The organism is Streptomyces sp. BR123 (genome assembly GCF_013401435.1).
In the GTDB taxonomy this organism is placed as follows: Bacteria; Actinomycetota; Actinomycetes; order Streptomycetales; family Streptomycetaceae; genus Streptomyces.
On the sequence record NZ_JACBGN010000116.1, the window covers coordinates 1 to 20452 of the forward strand.

The following is a 20452-nucleotide window of genomic DNA, read 5'->3' on the forward strand; positions in this document are numbered from 1 at the left end:
GCGCGTCGTCGGTAGCGTCAGATGTGTATAAGAGACAGGGTCAGGAGGCTGGGGTGGCCGCGGGGACGACCGAGCCCTGGTACTTCTCCTCGATGAACTTCTTGACCTCGTCGGAGCCGAGGAGCCGGGCGAGCTTCTCGATCCGCGGGTCCTTCTCGTTGCCGGCCTTCACCGCGAGGAAGTTGGCGTACGGGTTGCCCTCGGCCTTCTCCAGGGCCAGGGCGTCCTTGGCGGGCGAGAGCCCGGCTTCGATGGCGTAGTTGCCGTTGATGACGGCGGCGTCGACGTCGCCCAGGGCGCGCGGGACGGTGGCGGCCTCCAGCTCCTTGAACTCCAGGCCCTTCTTGTCGGTGATGTCGGACAGCTTGGCGCTGGTGCCGACGCCTTCCTTGAGGGTGATCAGGTTGTTCGCGGCGAGGAGCTGGAGGGCGCGGCCCTCGTTGGTGGTGTCGTTGGGGACGGCGACGGTCTGGCCGGGCTTGATGTCGGCGAGGGCCTTGGCCTTCTTGGAGTACAGGCCGAGGGGCTCCAGGTGCACGTTCACGACGGGCACGATGTGGGTGCCGTTCTTCTTGTTGAAGTCGTCGAGGTACGGCTTGTGCTGGAAGTAGTTGGCGCCGACCTGGCCCTGCTCGGTGGCGGTGTTGGGCAGGACGTAGTCCGTGAACTCCTTGACCTCCAGCTTGAGGCCTTCCTTGGCCGCGAGCTTGTCCTTGACGAAGTTCAGGATGTCGGCGTGCGGGCTCGGGGAGGCCGCGACGACGAGGGGCTTGGTCTCGTCGGCCTTGCCGCCGCCCTGCGCGGAGGACGGGTCCGAGGCGCTGCCGCAGGCGGTGAGGCCCAGGGCGAGCGCGGCGGTGGCGGCGGCGATGGCGGTGAGCTTGGTGTTCTTACGCACGAAGAGTGCCTTTCATGTGGTGCAAGTGCGCAGGTCGTGCGCGGGTCTTGCGGGTGGTGGCCCAAGCACGACAAGTGCGGGCTCTGTGGGGGTGGGGGTCTGTGGGGTTCCGGGTCCGGGCGGCGCCGGAGCCGGGGGCGGTCAGGCCGTGCGGCCGCGGCGGGCGAGGAGGCGGACGACGCCGTCGCCGATGAGCTGGATCACCGTGACGACGGCGATCAGGATCACGACGGTGGCGATCATGAATCCGGTCTCGAAGCGCTGGAAGCCGTAGGTGACGGCCTTGGAGCCGAGGCCCTCGCCGCCGACCGCGCCTGCCATGGCCGAGTAGCCGACGAGGGTGATCAGGGTGGTGGTGACGCCGGCGACGAGCGAGGGCAGGGCCTGCGGGAGGAGCACCTTGCCGACGATGGTCGGGATGCCGCCGCCCATGGACTCGACGGCTTCGACGAGGCCGTGGTCCACCTCGCGGACGGCCGTCTCGACGAGGCGGGCGAAGAAGGGGATGGCGCCGATGGCGAGCGGGACGATCATCGCGGTGGGGCCGATGAAGGTGCCGACGACGGCGGTGGTCACGGGGATCAGGGCGATCAGAAGGATGATGAACGGCAGCGAGCGGCCGATGTTCACGATGACGCCGATGGCCTTGTTGAGCGGCCGGTTCTGCAGGAGGCCGCCCTTGTCGGTGAGGACGAGCAGGATCCCGAGGGGCAGTCCGCCGAGGACGGTGACCAGGGTGGACCACAGGACCATGTAGAGGGTGTCGTACGTGCCCTGGGTGAGCAGGGGTTGCATCTCGGACCAGGTCACTGGGCACCATCCTTGACGAGCTGGGCGAGCTCGGCGTCTGCGTCTTCGGCTGCGGCTGCGGCTGCGGCTGCGGGCGTTTCGGCGTCGTCGGCGAACTCGACCTGGAGGCCCTGCTCGCGCAGGAAGCCCACCGGGACGACGTTGTCCTCGTAGCGGCCGGGGAGTTCGATGCGCATGCGGCCGATCTGGCGGCCGGCGACGGTGTCCATCGCGGCGCCGAGGATCGAGATGTCGATGTTGTACGTGCGCGCCAGCTGGGAGATGACCGGCTGGGTGGCGGACTCGCCGTGGAAGGTGACGTCCACGACGGTGCGGTCCGGGCCGGTGGCGTCACCGCTGACGGGGAAGAGTTCGGCGGCGAGCTCGGAGCCGGGGGTGGCGAGCAGTTCGGCGACGGTGCCGGTCTCGACGATCCGGCCCTTCTTCATCAGCGCGGCGGAGTCGCAGATCGTCTTGACGACGTCCATCTCGTGCGTGATCAGCAGGACGGTCAGGCCGAGCTGGCGGTTGAGGTCGCGGAGCAGCTGGAGGACGGAGCGGGTGGTCTCGGGGTCGAGGGCGCTGGTGGCCTCGTCGGAGAGGAGCACCTTGGGGTCGCCGGCGAGGGCGCGGGCGATGCCCACGCGCTGCTTCTGGCCGCCGGAGAGCTGGCCGGGGTAGGCCTTGGCCTTGTCGGCGAGGCCGACGAGGTCGAGGAGTTCGCGGGCCTTGCGGGAGCGTTCGCGGCCGGGGACGCCGAGGATCTCCAGAGGGAGCTCGATATTGGCCTGGACGGTGCGCGAGGACAGCAGGTTGAAGTGCTGGAAGACCATGCCGATGCGGCTGCGGGCCTCGCGGAGCTCGCGGCCGGCGCGGCGGCCGCGGCCGGCCAGGGCGGTGAGATCGACGCCGTCGACGGTCACGGTGCCCGACGTGGGGCGCTCCAGCAGGTTGACGCACCGGATGAGGGAGGACTTGCCGGCGCCGCTCTGGCCGATGACTCCGAAGACCTCCCCCTCGCGGACGTGGAGGTCGACGCCGTCCAGGGCGGTGACCTCGCGGCCACGGGATGAGTAGACCTTGGTGAGGCCCGATGTGGTGATCACAGGAATTCCGTCGCTGTCGAGTGCGCGGCGCAGCCTGGTGGCGGCCGGGCACGGGGCAAACATCTGGGGGCGCGATACGGGTCGAACCGGAAGGTTTCGGCGGTTTCCACGCATGCGCGGAGCGGGAGCGATCCGTTCCGGTTCCTGCCGCCGGGATGCGGCGGCGGGCCGGACGGGCTCGGCCGGTCTCGCTTCGGGGCGCGAGACGGGAGGAGAGGGGCCCTCAGAAGGCGCACATTCGACACATACAACGAGCACCGGGCGTCATCGTCGCCTCGGTCGCAAGGGTGCGGCTGCTCGTCGTGGTCATGGGCCCCAGTAAAGCAGAGATGCCCCTTACGCGATCAAAACCGTCCGAATAGCGGACACAATTCGACTGCATAGCGGACAGCACCGATCCGCCCCCACCCCGCCCGATGGACCGGTGCGCCGCCGCTGACCTGCATGGACACACGGCCGACCGGGTCGCAGGACGGGTCCGCTCCGGGCGCGATGCAGGGCAGGCCTGTGGTCAAGACCACTGCCGGGACGCGGCACGGCCCCGGGGCGCACAGGAGCAGGCACGGGGCCGGGCGAAGCGGTCCGGGCGGCCCGTAATACGCTCCCTGCATGCTCGACGCCCTGACGGTCGCCCTCGGCGCGACTGCCCTCGCCCTCGCCGCCTGGTGCGGCTTCGCCGCGCTGCGGGACCAGCCGACCAAGGACTGGCACTTCATCGGCATGGGCGTGGTGAGCCTGCTGGCGCTGGCCCAGCTGGTGGTCGGCGCGGTCATGCTGGCCCGGGGCGGAAAGCCCGACGAGGGCTCGGTGATCTTCGTGGCCTACCTGCTGGGCGCCTTCGCCGCGGTCCCGGCGGCCGGGCTGCTCTCGCTGACCGAGCGGACGAAGTGGGGTTCGGTGACGGTGGCCGCCGGCGCGGTCGTCCTCGCCGTGCTCGAAGTGCGGCTCCACGACATCTGGGGGACCCCCGGTGCCTGACACCGACCTGACCACCGGGCCGGCCGGCGGGACCGCTCCCCCGGCGCGCAAGCGGCTGGCCTCCGGGCCCGGGCTGCTGCTGGTCTGGGTGTACGGCGTGATCACGGTGGGCGCGGTCTCGCGCTCCGCCTACCAGATCTCCACCGAATTCGACCGGGCGCCGCTGCCGTACACGCTGACCGGCCTGGCCGCGCTGGTCTACTGCTTCATCACGTACTCGCTGGTGCGCGGCGGGGAGACCGCCCGCAGAGCGGCGCGGCTGTGCTGCGCCGCCGAGCTCGCCGGCGTGCTGATCGTGGGGACGTGGACGCTGGTGCGCCCCGAGGCCTTCCCCGACTCCACCGTGTGGTCGCAGTTCGGGATGGGGTACCTGTTCATCCCGGTGATCCTGCCGGTCACCGGGATGCTCTGGCTGCGCGTCAGGCGCTGACCGCGAAGTCGGCGGCGCCCGCCTCCTTCTCCAGTACCAGCAGCTTCACGCCGTCGCCGGCGGTGCGTCCGCCGACCTGCACGTAGCCGGCGTTGCGGTACAGGCGCAGGTTCGACTCGCTCTTGTGGCCGGTGTGCAGGCGGAAGCGGGCCGGGGCTCCCCCGTGGGCCGCGAGGGCCTCCTCGACGGCGCGCAGCAGGCGGGCGCCGAGGCCGTGGCCCTGCATCCGCGGATGCACGCAGAGCTTCGCGATCCGGCCGGTGCCCTCGTCGTCGACGCTGCCGCGCACGGAGCCGACCACCTCGTCGCCGAGCCGGGCGACGAGCACGGTGCCGGACGCGAGCTCCGCCTTGAGGGAGTCCAGGGTCTGGGTGAGCGGCTGGATGCGGTAATTGCCGTACAGCTCGGCCTCACGCTGGAAGGCCAGGTACTGGAGTTTGAGGATCTGCTCGCCGTCCTCGTCGACCGCCGCCGAAATGGTCACGCTCATGCCCATATGCGCACGCCTCCTGCTCACCTGGTAGCCCGTTGGTCTACCGCTCCCTTCCCCGAAGGCGAGGAGCCGCAACCTCCGACGCGAGCATTCTGCGCAGACATCCCAGGCAGCGGGAACGGACCGGTCCCAAACTTCCTTGTGAGATACCCAACTCCCCTGCGATTTCACGGTAAGTCAAGTCTCTGGGCGAGAGAAGTGCCTGCATGAGCTCGGGACAGCGTCCGGGCAATCGGGCGACCGCCGATCGGAGAGCCCGCCCGTCCTCCCGGTGCAGCAGGGACTCTTCCGGGGCGGCGCCGGCGTCTCCCGGGCGGCAGCCGTCCACGAGGTGATGGCGGTAGGGGATCTCCCTGCGGGCGCGGCGCCGGGCGACACGGGCTTCGGCGCGCACCGCGCGGCGCAGCCAGCGGGCCGGCTCGGCGGGGGCGGGGCCGTGTTCGAGCAGCCTGACCCAGACGGCTTGCTCCAGGTCGGCGGCGTCCACACCGGTGCCGGGGGCCTCCGCGGCCGCCTCGGCGGAGAGCAGCCGGCCCAGGCGGTTCAGGAGGTCGGAATCCTTCTGCAGGTCCATGCCGGGCGGGACGCGCGGGCCGTGCCGGGTGGTTTCCCCGCCCGGCACAGCTCACCCGAAGGCGGGGTTCCGGTTGCCGGTTGACGCCTGCGGCCGGCGTCCGCGGCCGGGGCGGAAGGCCTCCGCCGCGAGCAGACCGGTGTCCGGGTGGTCGGTGAAGATGCCGTCGATGCCCTGCTCGAAGTACGTCCGGAAGGCGCCGAAGGCGTCGCCGTACGCGGCCGGGTCGGTGCCCTTGCGGTATTCGGCGGGCAGGAAGCCGTTCTCGTTGCGCGCGGTGTAGGGGTGCAGCACGAGGCCCTGCGCGTGGGCGTCCTTGACCAGGGTGGTCGGGGTACCGAGGCGGCCGGCCGCGTCGCGCGGCACGATCAGGTCCAGGGTGGGGCCGATGCCCTGGGCGAAGCCGGCGATCCACTTCAGTCCCTCGGGCTTGACGAGGTCCGCGACCGTGCGCGGGTCCCCTGCCTGTTCGAAGTCCCAGGGGCGGGTGTTCGCGGCCCCGAGCAGGACCACGCGCGGCGCCGCCACCAGCCGGGCGAGGCGCTGGATGCTGGAGGGCTCGAAGGACTGCAGGAAAACGGGGGCGTTGCGGCCGTCGCGGCCGTAGCGGCGCAGCAGCCGGGCGAGGGGCTCCTCCAGGCCGAGGCCGAGGGAGCGGAAGTAGCCGGGGTGTTTGGTCTCGACGTGCAGCCAGACGCGCCTGCCGCGCCGCTTGCCCTCCCGGTCGGCCCAGCGCAGCACCTCCTCGAAGGCGGGCACCTCCCATCGGCCGTCGTACAGGGTGTTGCGCTGGCGCAGGGCGGGGATGCGCTCCTCGGCCCGGAGGGTCTTCAGCTCGGCGAGGGTGAAGTCCTCGGTGAACCAGCCGGTCACCGCGACCCCGTCGACGGTCTTGGTGGTGCGCCGGGAGGCGAACTCCGGGTGGTCGGCGACGTCCGTGGTGCCGCCGATCTCGTTCTCGTGGCGGCACACCAGGTGCCCGTCCCGGGTGGGCACGAGGTCCTGCTCGACGACGTCGGCCCCCAGGTCGAGGGCGAGTGCGTACGAGCCGAGGGTGTGCTCGGGCCGGTAGCCGCTGGCGCCGCGGTGCCCGATGACGAGCGGGACGGGCAGGTCCTCGTACCCGCCGCCGTGGCGCGCCTCCCCGGCCCCCGCCGCCTCCGCGGACCCGGCCGGCCCGGCGGGCTCCGCCGCCCGCGCGGATCCGGCGCCGGGCCCGGCCATGCCGGCGCCCGCCGCCAGGACGGCCGCTCCCAGGACCGTACGCCGTGCTGCCCCGCTCTGCGTCATGAGTGCCACTCCTGTCGTCTGAAGGGCCCGCGGCCCGGCGTGGTCGGGCGGGTCCGGCGGTCCGGACCGGCCTGCCGATGGTAGGCAGCAGCCGGTGGCGGGCAGGGGGGTACCGGCCGAATATGGCGCAAACGTGTGTCAACACGAGGTTTCAACCCCGTGAACCCGATGTGCGAGCGCACCTGACCCACGAGTATCGTCCTCACCTGCACGCACGGCCGCCGTGTCGTGCGAAGCCGCTTCTCGATGCCGGAGGGCTCACGTTGTTCCGTACCGCGCTCATCAAGGCCACCGTCGGACCGGTCATGCGCATGATGTTCCGCACCCGTGTGGAGGGCATCGAGAACATCCCCGGCTCCGGCCCGGTGATCCTGGCGGGCAACCACCTCACCTTCATCGACTCCATGATCCTGCCGCTGGTGTGCGACCGCACGGTCCACTTCATCGGCAAGGACGAGTACGTCACCGGCAAGGGCGTCAAGGGCCGCGCCATGGCGTGGTTCTTCACCGGCTCCGGCATGATCCCGGTGGACCGGGACGGCGCCAACGGCGGCGTCGCCGCCCTCATGACCGGACGCCGGATCCTGGAGGAGGGCAAGGTCTTCGGCATCTATCCGGAGGGCACCCGCTCCCCCGACGGCCGTCTCTACCGCGGTCGCACCGGCATCGCCCGCCTGACCCTCATGACCGGCGCCCCCGTGGTCCCGTTCGCCATCGTCGGCACGGACAAGCTGCAGCCCGGCGGCAAGGGCATGCCCCGCCCGGGCCGGGTCACCATCCGCTTCGGCGCGCCGATGGAGTTCTCCCGCTACGAGGGCATGGACCGCGACCGCTACGTGCTGCGCGCCGTCACCGACTCGGTGATGGCCGAGGTCATGCGGCTGTCGGGGCAGGAGTACGTGGACATGTACGCCACGAAGGCGAAGGCCGCCTGACCCCTGGGGCCCTACTGCCGCTGCAGTGACCGGCTGACGCCCGCCGCGGTCGTCGTGGCGAGGATCCAGCCGGTCACGATCAGCAGGTACGACAGCCACTGGCCCCAGCCGCGGGGCGCGAAAGCCTGCTCCTGCCCGAAGCCGATGATCGGCAGCAGCAGGTCGAGGGTGTAGAAGACCGGGTTGAACTCCGGCGCCTCGCCCGCCTTCAGCGGCGGGGGCGGCCGCAGCCCGTACGCAGCCGACCCCGTCAGCAGCAGGGCCAGCAGCCAGCCCGCCGCGCGCAGCGGCCGGAACCCGTAGCCGACGGTGGCGTCCTGGAGCAGCCCCCACAGACGGGTGTGCCGGGGCAGGGTGCGCCGGTGCCGCCGCAGCTTGGCGAGCATCACCGTCCGGGCCGCGGCCTCGTCCCCGACGGTCCGGTAGGCCGCGGCGAGCTGCTCGTAGGCGTACGGGAGGTAGCCGGACTCCTCGCGTTCCAGCAGCGGCAGCCGCTCCTCGGCCGGCAGGTGCGGGTGCAGGACCCGGTAGGTGAGCCCCTCGGTGCGGACCACGGGCGGCCAGACGCCGGTTTCGGCGTAGAGCGTGTCCAGCTGGCTGCGGCGCAGGTTGACGATGCCGTCGACGGCTGCGCACTTGCGGAGCCAGAACTCCCCGATCGTGCAGCTGCTCGCGCGCAGGGCCACCCCGCCCGGGTTCGCCAGCCGGGCCCGGGAGAGATACAGCTGGCCCGGGATCCGGGCGCCGGTGAGGTTGACCATGCCTTCGGCGTCCAGCCGGGAGCCGCGCAGGTCGGTGCCGACGGAGAGGGTCTCGGCGTGCAGCGCGATCCCCCCGGGGTCGGCCAGCCTGGCCCGGTCCAGGCTGATCTGGCCGGCGACGGTGGCGCCGTTGATGCGGAGCTGGCCGTGGACGGTGAGCCCGTCGGCGATGACGTCCGTGCCTATTTCGGCGTGGTTGAGCTGGAGCGGGGGTTCACCGGCCTCGTCGGGCAGGCTTCCGCGCCGGATCACCGCCTTCTGGAGGAAGAGCCCGCCGGCGATCCGCGCGCCGGCCAGTCTGACGGGGCCGTTGATGGTGCAACGGGAGAGCCGCAGGACCAGGTCCACCCGTACGGTGGCCGCGGTCAGGCCGGGCAGGGTGGAGTCGCCGAGCACGACGGCGCGCAATTGGGCGCCGTACATCATGGGCTTGCGTTCGAACCAGCAGGAGCGCATCCGGATGGCGTGGTCCACGACGGCGTACTTGAGGTCGAGCTTGCCGCTGATGCGGGCGCCGTACAGCTTGAGGCCGGGGACCCTGCCGTGCTCGGTCGGACCGCTGACCAGCAGGGCACGCAGCACCTCCGCGCGTACGGTGCGCTCCGGGCCCCAGGCGGCGCCTTCCTCGGAGGGCTCGTCGGGGTGCTCCCGGAAGTCGACGCCTTCGCCGCGCGGGAAGGCTTCCCAGACGCGGCGCTCGGCGGGGGTCAGGTCGTGGATCTCCATCGCGAGGATGGTGGCGCGCATGCCGACAGGGTGTCAACTTCGTGCGCGACACCACCCTTTGGGGTGACATTCAGTGGTGGGTGGTGACGCCCTCCTGGAGCTTCTGCCCCTTGAGCAGGAACCAGGCGGCCCCGGCGGTGGCCAGCAGGACGAGGGCGCTGACGCCTGAGGCGTAGTGCAGGCCGTCCACGAAGGCCCCCCGGGCGGCGTCGAGCAGCGTGTCCCCGGTGTGCGGGTCCAGGGCGCTGGCGGCTTCGACGGCGCCGCCGAGGGATTCGTGCGCGGCCTCGGCGAGCGGCGCGGGGACCTCGGCGGGAGTGGCGAAGCCCTGGTAGACCCCGGTGACGATGGAGCCGAGGAGGGCGATACCGAGGGCGGCTCCCAGCTCGTACGCGGTCTCGGAGACGGCGGAGGCGGCGCCGGCCTGCTCCTTGGGGACGCTGGAGAGGATCACGTCGGCGGTGACGGTGAAGGAGAAGCCCGCACCGAGGCCGACGATGAGCAGGGACGCGCCGATCAGCGGGTAGCCGCTGTCCTGCCGGACCAGGGCGAGCACGCCGAGGGCCAGGCCTATCGCCCCGAGGCCGCCGGCCACGACGGACCGGACGGAGAACCGGCGGGCCCATCGGCCGGCGACCAGGCCGGTGACCACCGCGCCGACGGCGGCGGGCAGTTCGGCGAGGCCGGCCTCCAGCGGCTCGCGGCCCTGGACGAGCTGGAGGAACTGGGAGAGGAAGAACAGCAGGCCGGAGAGGCCGAAGACGGTGAGGAGGTCGGCGACGACGGCTCCGGAGAACCCTCGGTCCTTGAAAAGCCGCATGTCGAGCAGCGGCGCGGCGAGCGTGAACTGGCGGCGCACGAAGGCGTACAGGGCGGTCGCGCCGATCACGGTGGCGAGGCCGGCGTCCCAGGTCGCGCCGTGGGTGGCGGCTTCCTTGACTGCGTAGACGACACCGATGACACCGACGAGGGAGAGGGCGACGCTGATCAGGTCCCAGGGTCCGGCGACCGGGTTCTTGGACTCGGGCAGCAGCTTGATGCCGACGAGGACCAGGACGATCATCACGGGCAGGTTGATGAGGAAGACGGAGCCCCAGTGGAAGTGCTGGAGGAGCGCTCCGCCGACGACGGGGCCGACGGCCGCGCCCGCGGAGGCGGTGGCCCCCCAGATGCCGATGGCGAGGCTGCGCTCGCGCGGGTCGGTGAAGATGTTCCGGATCAGCGCGAGGGTGGAGGGCATGAGGGTCGCGCCGGCCACGCCGAGCAGGGCCCGGGCCACGATCATCGTCTCGGGGCTCGTGGCGTGGGCGGTGAGCACGGACACGGCGCCGAAGGCGGTCGCACCGGTCAGCAGGAGCTTCTTGCGGCCGATGCGGTCGCCGAGGGAGCCCATGGAGACGAGCAGGCCGGCGATGACGAAGGAGTAGATGTCGCCGATCCAGAGCAGCTGCGTGCCGGACGGCTTGAGCTCCTCGGAGAGGGACGGGGTGGCGAGGCCGAGGACGGTGGCGTCGACGGCGACGAGGAGGACGGCCAGCACCAGCACGGCCAGCGCGAGCCAGCGCCCGCGGCTGCCGCCCCCGCCGGTCTCCGCCCCCGTCCGGGGCTTCAGCTGCTCGGTTGCGGTCATGTCCTATCACTCCGTTGCGCGCCACCGAGCAGAAGCTCGATGATCATGTGTTGGAAGTCCTTGGCGGCCACCCGGCCGTCCATGACGGCCCAGGCGCAGGTGCCGATGAGGCCGTAGAGGGCCTCGGTGAGCCAGGCGGGGCTCAGGTCGATCCGGATGTCGCCCTCCGCCTGGCCGCGCCGGAACAGCGCGCTGACGCGGGCGTCGAGCCGGGCCCACCCCTCGTTGACCTGGTCGCCTTCGAAGAGCTGGTTCTCGGTGACGAGGAAGGCCAGCAACTGGGCATTGGACTCGCTTTCCGCGACGAGTCGGCGCAGCGCCTCCACGGCGGTGCCCTCGTCGAGGCGCGCCCGGTCGAAGGCGTCCTCGAACGCGCGGATGCCGAATTCCTCCAGGGCCCGTACGAGGGCGTCGCGCCCGGCGAAGTGCCGGTGGAGGGTCGCGCGGCCGATCCCGGCGGCGCGGGCGACCTCGTCCATCGTGGCGGTCGACTTGCGGGAGAGCAGGGCCGCGGCGTCGCGGAGCACCTGGTCACGATCCATGGCCATGAGACAACAGTACACCAAATGAGACGCTGTCGTCTCATTCCATTGCGGTGCCCCCCGGCGCCGGGAACGGAAGACTGCACCGATGACGACGAAACCCCTGCTCCTGCTCGACGTGGACGGCCCGCTTATCTGAGCGGTTTGATCCTGTCTCCCTGTCTCATCCTCCAGCCCTTCACTCCCGCTACACCCTGTGAGCTCGGGCCAGCAGCCTGCGGCTCACATCAGCGATCCCTGCCGGCCCGGCGCCGCCGAGCACGCCCGGGTCGGCCACTCCTCGTGGGGTGCTGTCGGGCAGCATGGGGCGATGAACTCGGATCAGCCACTGCCTCGCGAGGTGAAGGTCATCGATACCGCCTCGCTGCTCAAGCTGGAGGAGCGGGCCTGTCAACTCAGCCTGAACCAACGCTTGGACCCCGCTTGGGTGCTAGAGAATGCGGCGCCCGAGGGAACTCACTACCTGTGGCCAGCCGTGTGGAACAGCCTGTCCCATCGCCCTGACGTCCCGCGCCAACTGCGGTGCGAGCTGCTGCTCACGCTACGCTCGGGAGAACGCGTACTGAGCCTGTTGGACATGCTTCCCGACGACTTCGCCCCGCTGCCGCGGGTGACCTCGCGCGAAGAAGGTATGCAGGTGAGCCGACTCCTTGACCGCGTTCCATCGGTGAGGGAATGGCTGCTACGGGAGGACGAGGGCTCCTCAGGCCGGCTGTGACTGGCGGCGCCGGCAGACCGCGGATCTCCCAGTGAATCCTCAGGCCGCGGAATCAGTGCAGGTGGACAAAGGCGCGCTCGACGACTCAGCGCTGAGCGCATGCTCGGCGGGCGTTAGCGAGACACCGCCACAGTGCGAATATATGAACATCTCTCACAGGGCTTGTCTTCTCACGAATATCGAGCACTCCCGGGCACGTCTCAATTACGGTGCAGCGGTGCTTCTCTTCTACTTCTCCAAAGCCGGTGGGGAGGATTGGAACCTCTCCTCCCCACCGCTCAACCGCGACGGCATGCCGGTTCTCTTGGACGTTGATCTCCGCTTCGAGGACGAGAACGGCCCCCGACCGGTGACGTTCATCAACCGATGGCTGCGGGAGCTGCCAATCAGCGGAGCCCCTGCCGAGAACTCATGGAAGACCTACGCCCTACAGCTCAAGCCCTGGGCCGAATTCCTGGCCACCCACGGCATCGACCTGTTCGCCGACCGGCAGCGACTGCGGGACGGCCTGTCCCTCTACGCCGAGCATCGCTTATCCGGCCCGCTGGAGGTCCGGCTCGGGTCGACGAGCTGGAATCTTGCGGTCAAGACAATCGCGGCGTTTTATCAGTGGGCTGTAAACGAGGGTCACTGCGACCAGGTCCCTTTCTCCTACGCCAAAGGATTCCACCTGCGCCCCGACGGCGTACGAGTGCAGTCCGCCCGTAACCTCGCCACCGTACGGGGAACCAGACGGCACGCCACCCGCAAGTACCTGGAGCAGCCGTACGCCGAGCTGCTGGTCAACGCTCTCGCGGGCAACGACCCGGACGGCGAACCCGACCACACATTTCGGGGCCGCGAGACCGGCAGGAACGCCGCCGGTGGCTTGCTTGCGATCTCCACAGGCCTGCGGCTTCGAGAATGGCGGCTTCTCACGCCGTGGGAGATCCCTCCCCTGCCCCGCCAGCGCACCGCCGTCCCCATCCCGTTGGCGCTCGCGCCTCCGACCACCAAGGGCAGCAAGGGCAGACAGACCTGGGTGGAGTACGACGTCTTGGCCCGTGTCCACGACTACACGACGCTGGAGCGGGCCGCCCACGTGGACGGCTCCCGATGGCGACCCGCCCATGCCCTCCACGTAGAAAGCCCGACGTACGAAGGCGTCTATCTCAACGGCACTTACCGCCGCTGGCACATGCTGACTCCGGCCGAACGGCTCCGCCTCGTCGGGCCCGGCGCCGGGAGCGCCCTCCTCTTCGTCCAGTCCGACGGCTCGCCATTCCTTGACTGGGCAACCACGCTCCGCCGTACCTCCGCCCGCATCCGCGACCGGTGGGAACCCGCGTTCCCGCACGTCCACCCCCCCCATGACACGCCACACAATGGCTATGGCCACCCTGGAGAAGCTGGTGCGCGGCTACTACCAGCAGGCCGCCCGCCTCGTCCTCGACACCAGCGGCGACAACGCCTTGGCTCTCTATCTCACCAAGGCCGACCCCTTGCTGATCCTGCGCGACCTGCTCGGCCATGCCAGCGTCACCACCACCCAGGTGTACCTCCATCTCCTGGACACCCAGAGGATCTTCCGCCAGGCATACGAGGACGCCGACCCCGACCCAGCCGCCCGCCGGGAGGCCGGCGCGGAATTCCAGGACACCGATGCCCGCTGAAGTCCGACAGCCGCTCGCCGTTCAGTACACGCTCGCGGGTCAGCGGCCCTACCTCGGCACGCTCCACGAACTGCCTGACTCGGTGCTGGCCGACGACCTCGCACGAGGACTCGCTGCCGCCGCCCACCCCAACGGCCCGATCCGCACCTACCGCGAGGCCCGGCACGCCGTCCGGTGTGCCCGGCACCTTGCTCGCTACCTGTACGAGACCGGTTTCACCGGAACCCTCTCCGATCTTGCATCGACACAGATCACGCCCTACTGGCTAGAGTTCGGGTTCACTTTTGAGCGGCACAGTCGCATTACCCTCAATGGCTATCGGGCCGATGGCGGCCCCCTCGACGTCAGCGTCCAAGCCCATCTGGACGGAAGACCGGTCAATCAGCAGGCAGGCTCAACCCCTCATCGGCCATACAGTGACGCAGAATGGCGGCGCATCGACCAGGCCGCCCGTACTGCCATCGACGCCGCCTGGCAGGAACACCGCAAGGCTCTGTACTCCGCTGAGCGCGGAGCCAACCCGATCACCCACGGCATCAGCCGGGATAAACCAGCGTCACGACATCAACCAGACCCCCGCCGTCCCAGACGACATCCTGCGGCCTCTCCTCGCCGGCGCCTCCTACCTCGTCGACACGATCAGCCCCCATCTCGTCGATGAGGTCACGCACGCCCGGCAGACCATCGCGCGCCGGGCCAGCATCCGCTCGTCCCTCCGCGTCGAACATCACCCACTCGTCATCGCCGAAATCGAGCGCCGTATCGCAGCCCGAATCCCGGCCCCCCGCGCTGCCCCGTCCGGTATCTCCCGCAGACTCAATTCGGGTTGGGACGTCAGCGACCCTCTCCTTACGCTCGCCCACACGTCCTTTACCAAGGACTTTCTTTCGCTCTCCTCAACCAAAAGAGACCTGGAACGGCTCCGGCCTCAGCTGGAGGCATGGATGGCTGCCTGTGGCACCGAGAACTCATGGTGCCGTGACGCAGCGCGGGTGCCCCGCGCCGATGACGAAACGCCCGTCCCCTGGGCCCTTCCGATGAATCACTTCACCCTGGACAGCACGGTGTTCGCCGTCACTTCCGCTGCCTACTACCTCACCTCTGCGCTGTCTGGCATGCGGAACTCAGAACTGGCCGAACTCACCCATGGCTGCCGCCGCAGCGAAGACCGCGCCTACGGCTCCCGCCACTGGCTGGACTCCCGCCGCGTCAAGGGTGAGAAGTTCGGCGGCGTGCCCGACTCATGGGTGGTCATCGAAGATGTACACCGCGCTGTCGGAGCCGCCGAAGCCCTCAATGACACGGACCTCGGGGACCTGATCTTCCTCGTCGCCAACAACTCCACCAACCGGTACACCGCGCTCCGGGACTGGATCAACGGTCCTCTTGGACAGCATCTCGGCCTCACCCCGATCCCCGATGGTCCGGTCCACCCGCGGGCATTGCGCCGTACCCTCGCTCTGTCCATCGCCCAACGCCCCCACGGCCTCCTGGCCACAAAGTGGCACTTGAAGCACGTCTCGGTGGCCACCACCGAGGGCTACACGGCCCGGCCGGGTGGCCACCAGGCCGCGTTCCTCGCCGAGGTCCGGGCTGAAGAGGAGGTCGAACACACCCGGCTCACCGTCGCCGCTTATCACGACTACCAGCAAGGCGCCCTCCCCTCAGGCCGAGGCGCACGAGACCTGGTCGCCGCGTTCCAGAACGTGGACCAGTCCCTCGCCGGACACGACCCCGCCCCCGCCACCGTCGCCGACGACCGTCGCGTAGAGAAACTCCTCAAGACCAAGGCAAAGACCCTCCACATCGGCGTGGCGAACTACTGCTGGTTCACCGACCCCGCCAAGGCCCTGTGCCTCACCATGGCCGGCACTCCGAACGCCAGCGAGCCTCTGCTCGGCATGTGCGACTCCGCTCGCTGCCCCCAAGCCACCCACCACCCCCAGCACCGGCAAGCGTGGGTCGACCACGCCGAGAGCACGCGAGCTGTGTTCCTCGGCAACCCGCGGCTGTCCGCGCCGGAGCGTCAACGCGCCCAGCAGACCCACGAGCGATCCATGCGGATCGTGGAATCCATCGACGCCGCCGTAGCCACTGAGGAGGCATCCAGTGCCCAATGACCGCCACGCCAACGCGGAGAGCCGTTTGAAGGCCGCCATGGATCAGCTCATGGCTGGGGACATCCCCGAGGGCCTGCGGTGCGACATCAAATCCCTCAGCATCCTCGCCGCTGTCCCCCGGGCGACGCTGTACCGCACCTACCCCCACATCAAGGAAGAGTTCGAGAACCGGCTGGGCAGGGCCCGAGAGGTCACGGGCGAGCCGGACCCTCGCCTGGCCCAGATCGACCGCCTAAGAGGCGAGGTAGCCAGCTTGAAGGGGCGAGTCTCCCGAATGAAGCAGGAGGCCATCGAGGCGGCCGAGTTCAAGACGTTGGCGCTGTCTCGGTTGGCCGAACAGCACGACGAGATCCAACGCCTCCGCGTCGCCCTCGAAAGCGGTGGGAACATCCGCACTCTTCCCGTGCGGGCCCACACCGCACCGGGCCAGTAGACGTCGCGGCGCCATCCCGTTACCTGATTCCGACCCGCTGCGCGTGCAGTTCAGAGCGAACGAGTTCGAGGAGACGACCTGTCCAGTTGCGGCCGCGGCCGGCGTTGTCACCCCAGAAGCCGGAGTCGGCGTCGTCGTAGATGAGGGTAGCGTCGTTGGTCGCGCGAAGGATCTCTGCCAGGTCGGGGTGCTGCATGTACTTGACACGCAGCAGCGTGATCATGACGGCGGTACGGGCGTGTTCCCAGCCCTCGCGCTGGGTAGCGTCGGCGGCAAGTTTGCGGGCGGCGTGTGAGGTGTCCGCAACTGCGATGGCGGCTCGCGTCGTGGAGTCGGTGACTGACAGGGCCCAATACGCCTGGGAGACGGACGAGTAGGTAATGCCGTCGATGTCGATGGGCGCGGGGTAGTCATTGCGCAGACCCACCATGCCCGGGTCGTCGACTCGCTGCCGCGGGTATGAGTGGGCCAGATGGATCGCCGGTGCGTGCGGCGTCGCCGGGCCGTCCGCAGGAACCCGCAAGGGCCTTTCAGCGATGAGCCGGGCACGCTCCTCGAAGTAAGCGAGAGCATCCTCGTACGCTTTCTCCGAGACCGGCTCGTCGGACCAGCTGTCCGGCCTGCCGCCCACCCCGACCACCAACACCTGAAGCGGCCAGTCCTTACGGTCCATGTCGCCGAGCGCGTACCGGCGCTGGGTTTCGGGGATGGCGAGATACGCGGCCCGAGCCGTGGCGCGATTCTCCTCGGTCCGGTCTGCAAGGAACGCATCGACGGCGGCCAAGCACCGCGCGGTGGAATCCGGGCGACCGTTCAGCTGGTCAATGGTGTCCCGCACCTCGGCGAGCAGCAACTCGGGGGTGAGCCATGTACGTGGCTCACTGAACTTCCACATGGCCAGGTCGTGAGCCGATGCCTCGGCGCCTTCCGGGAGGTCGGTGGCCACCCAGCCGGAGCGCAGTTTCTGCTCGAACTCGTCGATGGTGACCAGGCCCCAGCAGTCGATGAGCCCGTCGGCGTACATGACGAGGTCCGTGAGGAAGTACGTCCCACCATTGCAAATGAAGGCGTGACGCCAAGTCCCAGGTATGCGGACACCGTCCGCCTTGCGGTATGTGATCCGGTTGCCGATCATCCCGTTATTGTGCCGGGCCCCGCCTCCCATCCCCACTGTCTTTTCGACGAAGAGAATCCTGTCGCGAGGCACGAGGCCGTTCCCCCGGCGTCCGCAAGAATCGGTCGGTGTTTTCGACAAGGTGATCGGGAGCCACTCCGGCGGTCTGAGTGAGAGCCAGTTGTGCGCTTGTGAATCCAGCGGAAGCGAAGCGGGCGAGCCCATACAGGCGAGGCAGATTGCCGATCGCTCGATCGAGTGATCCACGGACGAACCGCTGCCCGATTACCGTTGCTCTGCATGACCCACACCCAGATCGAGGTCACAGCAGAGTTGGTCCGCCACCTGTTGCGTGACCAGCATCCCGACCTGGCCGATCGCCCGGTGAGGCTCGGCGCGCGTGGTTGGGACAACCAGCTGTGGCGGCTCGGCGACGACCTCGCCGTCCGGTTGCCCTGGGCGACACAGTCCGCCGATGCGCTGCTGCGCAAGGAGCACGCCTGGCTGCCCGCCCTTGCCCCGCACCTCCCGCTGCCGGTCCCCGTCCCGCAGCGCCTCGGCGAGCCCTCCGAGCGGTTTCCGCGGCCCTGGATCGTTACTACCTGGGTGCCGGGCGAGCCCGCCGACCGCGCCCCCGCCACGCGCGCTGCGGACGCGGCCGACAGCTTGGCCGCCTTCCTGACGGCTCTTCACCGGCCCTCTCCCGCCGGGGCACCCGCCGGCCGTGGCCGCGGGGGACCGCTGGCCGACCACGCCGAGGGGTTCGCCAGGGCGCTCGCCTCGGCCACCGAGGAGGGGCTGGTCCCCGACCCGGAGGCCGTCCGCATCGTCTGGGAGGACGCCGTCGCCGCACCCGCGTGGACGGGCCCGCCCCTGTGGCTCCATGGTGACCTGCACCCGGCCAACGTCCTCACCGCCGACGGCACCTTCTGCGGCGTGATCGACTTCGGCGACCTCTGCACCGGCGATCCGGCCTGCGACCTCGCCGCACCGTGGATACTGCTGCCGGACGACGCCGCCGACCGCTTCCACGCGGCCTACCGGCCGACCCCGGACACCGCGACCCTGCGCCGCGCCCGCGGCTGGGCGGTGCTGCGCGCCCTCAGCGGCATCCTCATCGGAGAAGCAGGCGTCCACGGCCGCCCCGGCGGCAAGGCCACCTGGGGCCCACCCGCCCACGCCGCGTTGCGACGACTCGTCGCAGCGATCCGTCGAACTGGTGAGCACGGCCCGGTGACCACCGAGCCCGTGGGGCGGGTCCGGCCACACGGCTGATCGGCGCAATCCCCGGAATGCCAGACCAACGCCATGAAGCCGCCGTCGGCAATCGTCACGGCACTACCAGATGGCTCTCGCTCTCGCCGCCCAAGTGGCTCCGAAACACCCTGCCCAATGCAGGTCGGACATGTCTCATGCCCGCATAGGCCCTCTGAACCCCTACGCGGCACAGGCCCAGCGCCGCCCCGCGGGGTACGCCACCCACCGGATGCGGCCGACGGGCTGGACCGGGGCCGAGAGCAGGACGCCGCTGCGCGTGTGGCTGAACGCCGACCACGGCGCGGAGCTGCTCGCCCTGGCTGACGCCTACGAGCTGGTCTGGGCGACGACCTGGAAGGACGAGGCGAACGACTGGATAGGACCCCGCCTCGGGCTGCCGCGGCTGCCGTACATCGACTGGCCGCAGATGCACGGGCGGGCGCCGCGCGGAACCTTCTGGAAGACGCAGTACGTCCTGGAGTACGCGGGCGGGCGCGAGTTCGCCTGGGTCGACGACGACATCACGGACATGGACCGCGAGTACGTCGACCAACACCACCCCTTCCGGGCCCTGTTGATGCGGATCGACGAGCGGATCGGGCTGACCCGGCCGGACTTCGACGCCCTGGCGGAGTGGGCGGCGTGAGGCCGGCCCCGGTTTTGATCAGCCTCTCCGCGGGCCCTTAGCATGCCCATGCCATCCCCGCCACCCTGCCCTCGACGAAAGCGACCCATGCGCATCCAGCGGATCCTCGCGACCACCGCCGCCCTCGGCTGCCTGGCCACCCTCGCCGCGTGCAAAGGAGGCGGCCAGGCCTCCCCACCGGCCGGAGCCACCGCCTCCGCCTCTGGCTCCGCAGCCGCCGGGGAAGGGCCCCTCGCCGGGGCGCAGCGCCACATGCGGCAGTTCACCTCGTGCGAAGACCTGAGCGCGAAGGCGGACGACCCGAGGATGCCGGGCGGCGACTTCCCCAGGACCGGCCAGTGGTCGGTGACGGAGGTCGGCGTGTGCAGCGACAAGGCCGAGAAGGGCGACATCGTCATCGCGGTCCCGAAGGACATGAAGGCGTTCCAGGAGGGCTACAAGAAGTACGTCCTGGACCGGATGGCCGCGGGCGAGGGCGCCTACGGACTGTTCGACCAGGTGCTGGTCGGCAAGGGCTTCGTCGCCTTCCCGACCCGCACGCAGACGTCCATGAAGCTCGTCCGCTCCGACCTGCGCGTCCTGGTCTGCAACCCGGGCGGCCGGGTGCCCGAGGGCTACAAGCGCGAAAAGCCCCTCGTGGACGGCTGCAGCCTCACCGACTTCGTCGCCGCCGAGGACGGCTCGGGCAGCCCGAACTTCGAGACCCCGCAGGACCCGGCCGGCGGCAACGGCGAGAAGCCCGGCCAGCCGAAGAACGGCAGCCTCGGACTCCCGCGCGCGGGCAGCATCGCCGAGCTGCGGGAGCTCGTCGGCAACAGCCTGGACTGCCGGAAGAACTTCTCCACCGACCCCGAGGCGGTGGCCGTCGAGTCGATCGACCACCAGCCGGTGATCAAGGGCAATGCACTGGACTGGGGTGTGACGGGCCGTGCCCTGTGCGGGCAGCCGGCCGGCGAGCGGCGCGCCCACGACCTGAGCTGGCTCGACACCGTCGGAGACATGAAGAAGCTCCAGACCAAGGCCAAGGCCGCCCAGCAGGCCGACCTGAAGGACGACGGCAAGCTGAAGGCGACCGCAAGCCTGCTGCTCGTCGGCGAGAACATCGCGGTCGAGACCAACAGCCCGTCCTCGCGGTTCGGCCTGTACCAGCTGCAGTTCCTGTACCTGAACTGCACGCCCGGCTTCTCCGCCCCCTCCGGATACCGGCTGGAGAAGTCCCTGGTCGAGGGCTGCGTCCTGACCAACTACGAACCGGACCACCCGCTCGGCTGAGCCACGGAGGCCGCGGAGGCCGCAGGGGCCGCAGGGGCCGCAGGGGCCGCAGGGGCCGCAGGGGCCGCAGGGGCCGCAGGGGCAAGGG

At 70.2% G+C, this 20452-nt stretch carries 21 protein-coding genes; 10 read left to right on the forward strand and 11 right to left on the reverse strand.

Annotated elements, in window-relative coordinates:
- Positions 1-40 precede the first annotated feature (40 nt).
- The 3 genes from HYE82_RS19035 to HYE82_RS19045 all read right to left on the reverse strand — a co-directional run bounded on the left by HYE82_RS19035 (position 41) and on the right by HYE82_RS19045 (position 2793).
- Positions 41-898 carry a MetQ/NlpA family ABC transporter substrate-binding protein gene (locus HYE82_RS19035; protein WP_179175303.1) on the reverse strand — a complete coding sequence of 286 codons (858 nt, stop codon included), beginning with the start codon at positions 896-898 and terminating at the stop codon, positions 41-43.
- Between the two features lie 141 nt (positions 899-1039).
- Positions 1040-1708, reverse strand: a complete 669-nt coding sequence (locus tag HYE82_RS19040; RefSeq protein ID WP_179175304.1) for a methionine ABC transporter permease — start codon at positions 1706-1708, stop codon at positions 1040-1042.
- Positions 1705-2793 carry a methionine ABC transporter ATP-binding protein gene (locus HYE82_RS19045; protein ID WP_179175305.1) on the reverse strand — a complete coding sequence of 363 codons (1089 nt, stop codon included), beginning with the start codon at positions 2791-2793 and terminating at the stop codon, positions 1705-1707. The genes HYE82_RS19040 and HYE82_RS19045 overlap by 4 nt, the downstream gene beginning before the upstream one ends.
- A gap of 609 nt (positions 2794-3402) precedes the next feature.
- On the opposite strand from HYE82_RS19045, the gene HYE82_RS19050 reads away from it, so the two are divergent.
- On the forward strand, positions 3403-3771 hold the full coding sequence (locus HYE82_RS19050; protein ID WP_179175306.1) for a hypothetical protein: 369 nt from the start codon (positions 3403-3405) through the stop codon (positions 3769-3771).
- On the forward strand, positions 3764-4201 hold the full coding sequence (locus HYE82_RS19055) for a hypothetical protein (protein WP_309144376.1): 438 nt from the start codon (positions 3764-3766) through the stop codon (positions 4199-4201). Before HYE82_RS19050 ends, HYE82_RS19055 begins: the two co-directional genes overlap by 8 nt.
- Here HYE82_RS19055 and HYE82_RS19060 read toward each other — a convergent pair.
- Genes HYE82_RS19060 through HYE82_RS19065 form a run of 3 tightly spaced genes read right to left on the reverse strand, consistent with a single transcriptional unit; the run spans position 4191 to position 6558 of the window.
- On the reverse strand, positions 4191-4697 hold the full coding sequence (locus HYE82_RS19060; protein WP_179175307.1) for a GNAT family N-acetyltransferase: 507 nt from the start codon (positions 4695-4697) through the stop codon (positions 4191-4193). The genes HYE82_RS19055 and HYE82_RS19060 overlap by 11 nt on opposite strands.
- A gap of 37 nt (positions 4698-4734) precedes the next feature.
- Positions 4735-5268, reverse strand: a complete 534-nt coding sequence (locus HYE82_RS38200) for a sigma-70 family RNA polymerase sigma factor (protein ID WP_256987411.1) — start codon at positions 5266-5268, stop codon at positions 4735-4737.
- A gap of 51 nt (positions 5269-5319) precedes the next feature.
- The gene (locus HYE82_RS19065) at positions 5320-6558 is read right to left on the reverse strand and encodes a glycerophosphodiester phosphodiesterase (protein ID WP_179175308.1); all 1239 of its coding nucleotides are present in this window, start codon (positions 6556-6558) and stop codon (positions 5320-5322) included.
- A gap of 305 nt (positions 6559-6863) precedes the next feature.
- On the opposite strand from HYE82_RS19065, the gene HYE82_RS19070 reads away from it, so the two are divergent.
- Complete coding sequence (locus tag HYE82_RS19070) at positions 6864-7493, forward strand: 1-acyl-sn-glycerol-3-phosphate acyltransferase (protein ID WP_179175320.1); 630 nt, start codon at positions 6864-6866, stop codon at positions 7491-7493.
- A gap of 11 nt (positions 7494-7504) precedes the next feature.
- Here the strand turns inward: HYE82_RS19070 and HYE82_RS19075 are convergent, their stop codons facing one another.
- From HYE82_RS19075 to HYE82_RS19085, 3 genes are all read right to left on the reverse strand, one after another.
- The gene (locus HYE82_RS19075) at positions 7505-8980 is read right to left on the reverse strand and encodes a membrane-associated oxidoreductase (RefSeq protein ID WP_179175321.1); all 1476 of its coding nucleotides are present in this window, start codon (positions 8978-8980) and stop codon (positions 7505-7507) included.
- A gap of 70 nt (positions 8981-9050) precedes the next feature.
- A complete protein-coding gene (locus HYE82_RS19080; protein ID WP_179175309.1) occupies positions 9051-10610 on the reverse strand; it encodes an MFS transporter in 1560 nt (519 codons plus the stop codon).
- Positions 10607-11158 (reverse strand): TetR/AcrR family transcriptional regulator, encoded by a 552-nt coding sequence (locus HYE82_RS19085; protein ID WP_179175310.1) that lies wholly within the window; start codon positions 11156-11158, stop codon positions 10607-10609. The genes HYE82_RS19080 and HYE82_RS19085 overlap by 4 nt, the downstream gene beginning before the upstream one ends.
- A gap of 304 nt (positions 11159-11462) precedes the next feature.
- Between HYE82_RS19085 and HYE82_RS19090 the strand changes: the two genes are divergently transcribed.
- Together HYE82_RS19090 and HYE82_RS38210 are read left to right on the forward strand one after the other, a co-directional pair.
- Positions 11463-11870 (forward strand): hypothetical protein, encoded by a 408-nt coding sequence (locus HYE82_RS19090; RefSeq protein WP_179175311.1) that lies wholly within the window; start codon positions 11463-11465, stop codon positions 11868-11870.
- Between the two features lie 1349 nt (positions 11871-13219).
- Positions 13220-13522: a hypothetical protein gene (locus HYE82_RS38210; protein ID WP_256987419.1), complete on the forward strand. Its 303-nt coding sequence runs from the start codon at positions 13220-13222 to the stop codon at positions 13520-13522.
- Between the two features lie 536 nt (positions 13523-14058).
- Here the strand turns inward: HYE82_RS38210 and HYE82_RS19100 are convergent.
- The gene (locus HYE82_RS19100; RefSeq protein ID WP_179175312.1) at positions 14059-14385 is read right to left on the reverse strand and encodes a hypothetical protein; all 327 of its coding nucleotides are present in this window, start codon (positions 14383-14385) and stop codon (positions 14059-14061) included.
- Positions 14386-14637: 252 nt separating this feature from the next.
- On the opposite strand from HYE82_RS19100, the gene HYE82_RS19105 reads away from it, so the two are divergent.
- Together HYE82_RS19105 and HYE82_RS19110 are read left to right on the forward strand one after the other, a co-directional pair.
- Positions 14638-15642 (forward strand): hypothetical protein, encoded by a 1005-nt coding sequence (locus tag HYE82_RS19105; protein WP_179175313.1) that lies wholly within the window; start codon positions 14638-14640, stop codon positions 15640-15642.
- Complete coding sequence (locus HYE82_RS19110) at positions 15632-16075, forward strand: hypothetical protein (protein WP_179175314.1); 444 nt, start codon at positions 15632-15634, stop codon at positions 16073-16075. The genes HYE82_RS19105 and HYE82_RS19110 overlap by 11 nt, the downstream gene beginning before the upstream one ends.
- Positions 16076-16094: 19 nt before the next feature.
- On the opposite strand, the gene HYE82_RS19115 is transcribed toward HYE82_RS19110, so the two are convergent.
- Positions 16095-17210 (reverse strand): NADAR family protein, encoded by a 1116-nt coding sequence (locus HYE82_RS19115; protein WP_179175315.1) that lies wholly within the window; start codon positions 17208-17210, stop codon positions 16095-16097.
- A 279-nt stretch (positions 17211-17489) separates the two neighbouring features.
- Between HYE82_RS19115 and HYE82_RS19120 the strand changes: the two genes are divergently transcribed.
- From HYE82_RS19120 to HYE82_RS19130, 3 genes are all read left to right on the forward strand, one after another.
- Entirely contained in the window at positions 17490-18464 is a 975-nt protein-coding gene (locus HYE82_RS19120) for an aminoglycoside phosphotransferase family protein (RefSeq protein ID WP_179175316.1), read from the forward strand.
- Between the two features lie 130 nt (positions 18465-18594).
- Positions 18595-19092 (forward strand): hypothetical protein, encoded by a 498-nt coding sequence (locus tag HYE82_RS19125; protein ID WP_179175317.1) that lies wholly within the window; start codon positions 18595-18597, stop codon positions 19090-19092.
- A gap of 87 nt (positions 19093-19179) precedes the next feature.
- Positions 19180-20364 carry a hypothetical protein gene (locus HYE82_RS19130; RefSeq protein ID WP_179175318.1) on the forward strand — a complete coding sequence of 395 codons (1185 nt, stop codon included), beginning with the start codon at positions 19180-19182 and terminating at the stop codon, positions 20362-20364.
- Positions 20365-20452 lie beyond the last annotated feature (88 nt).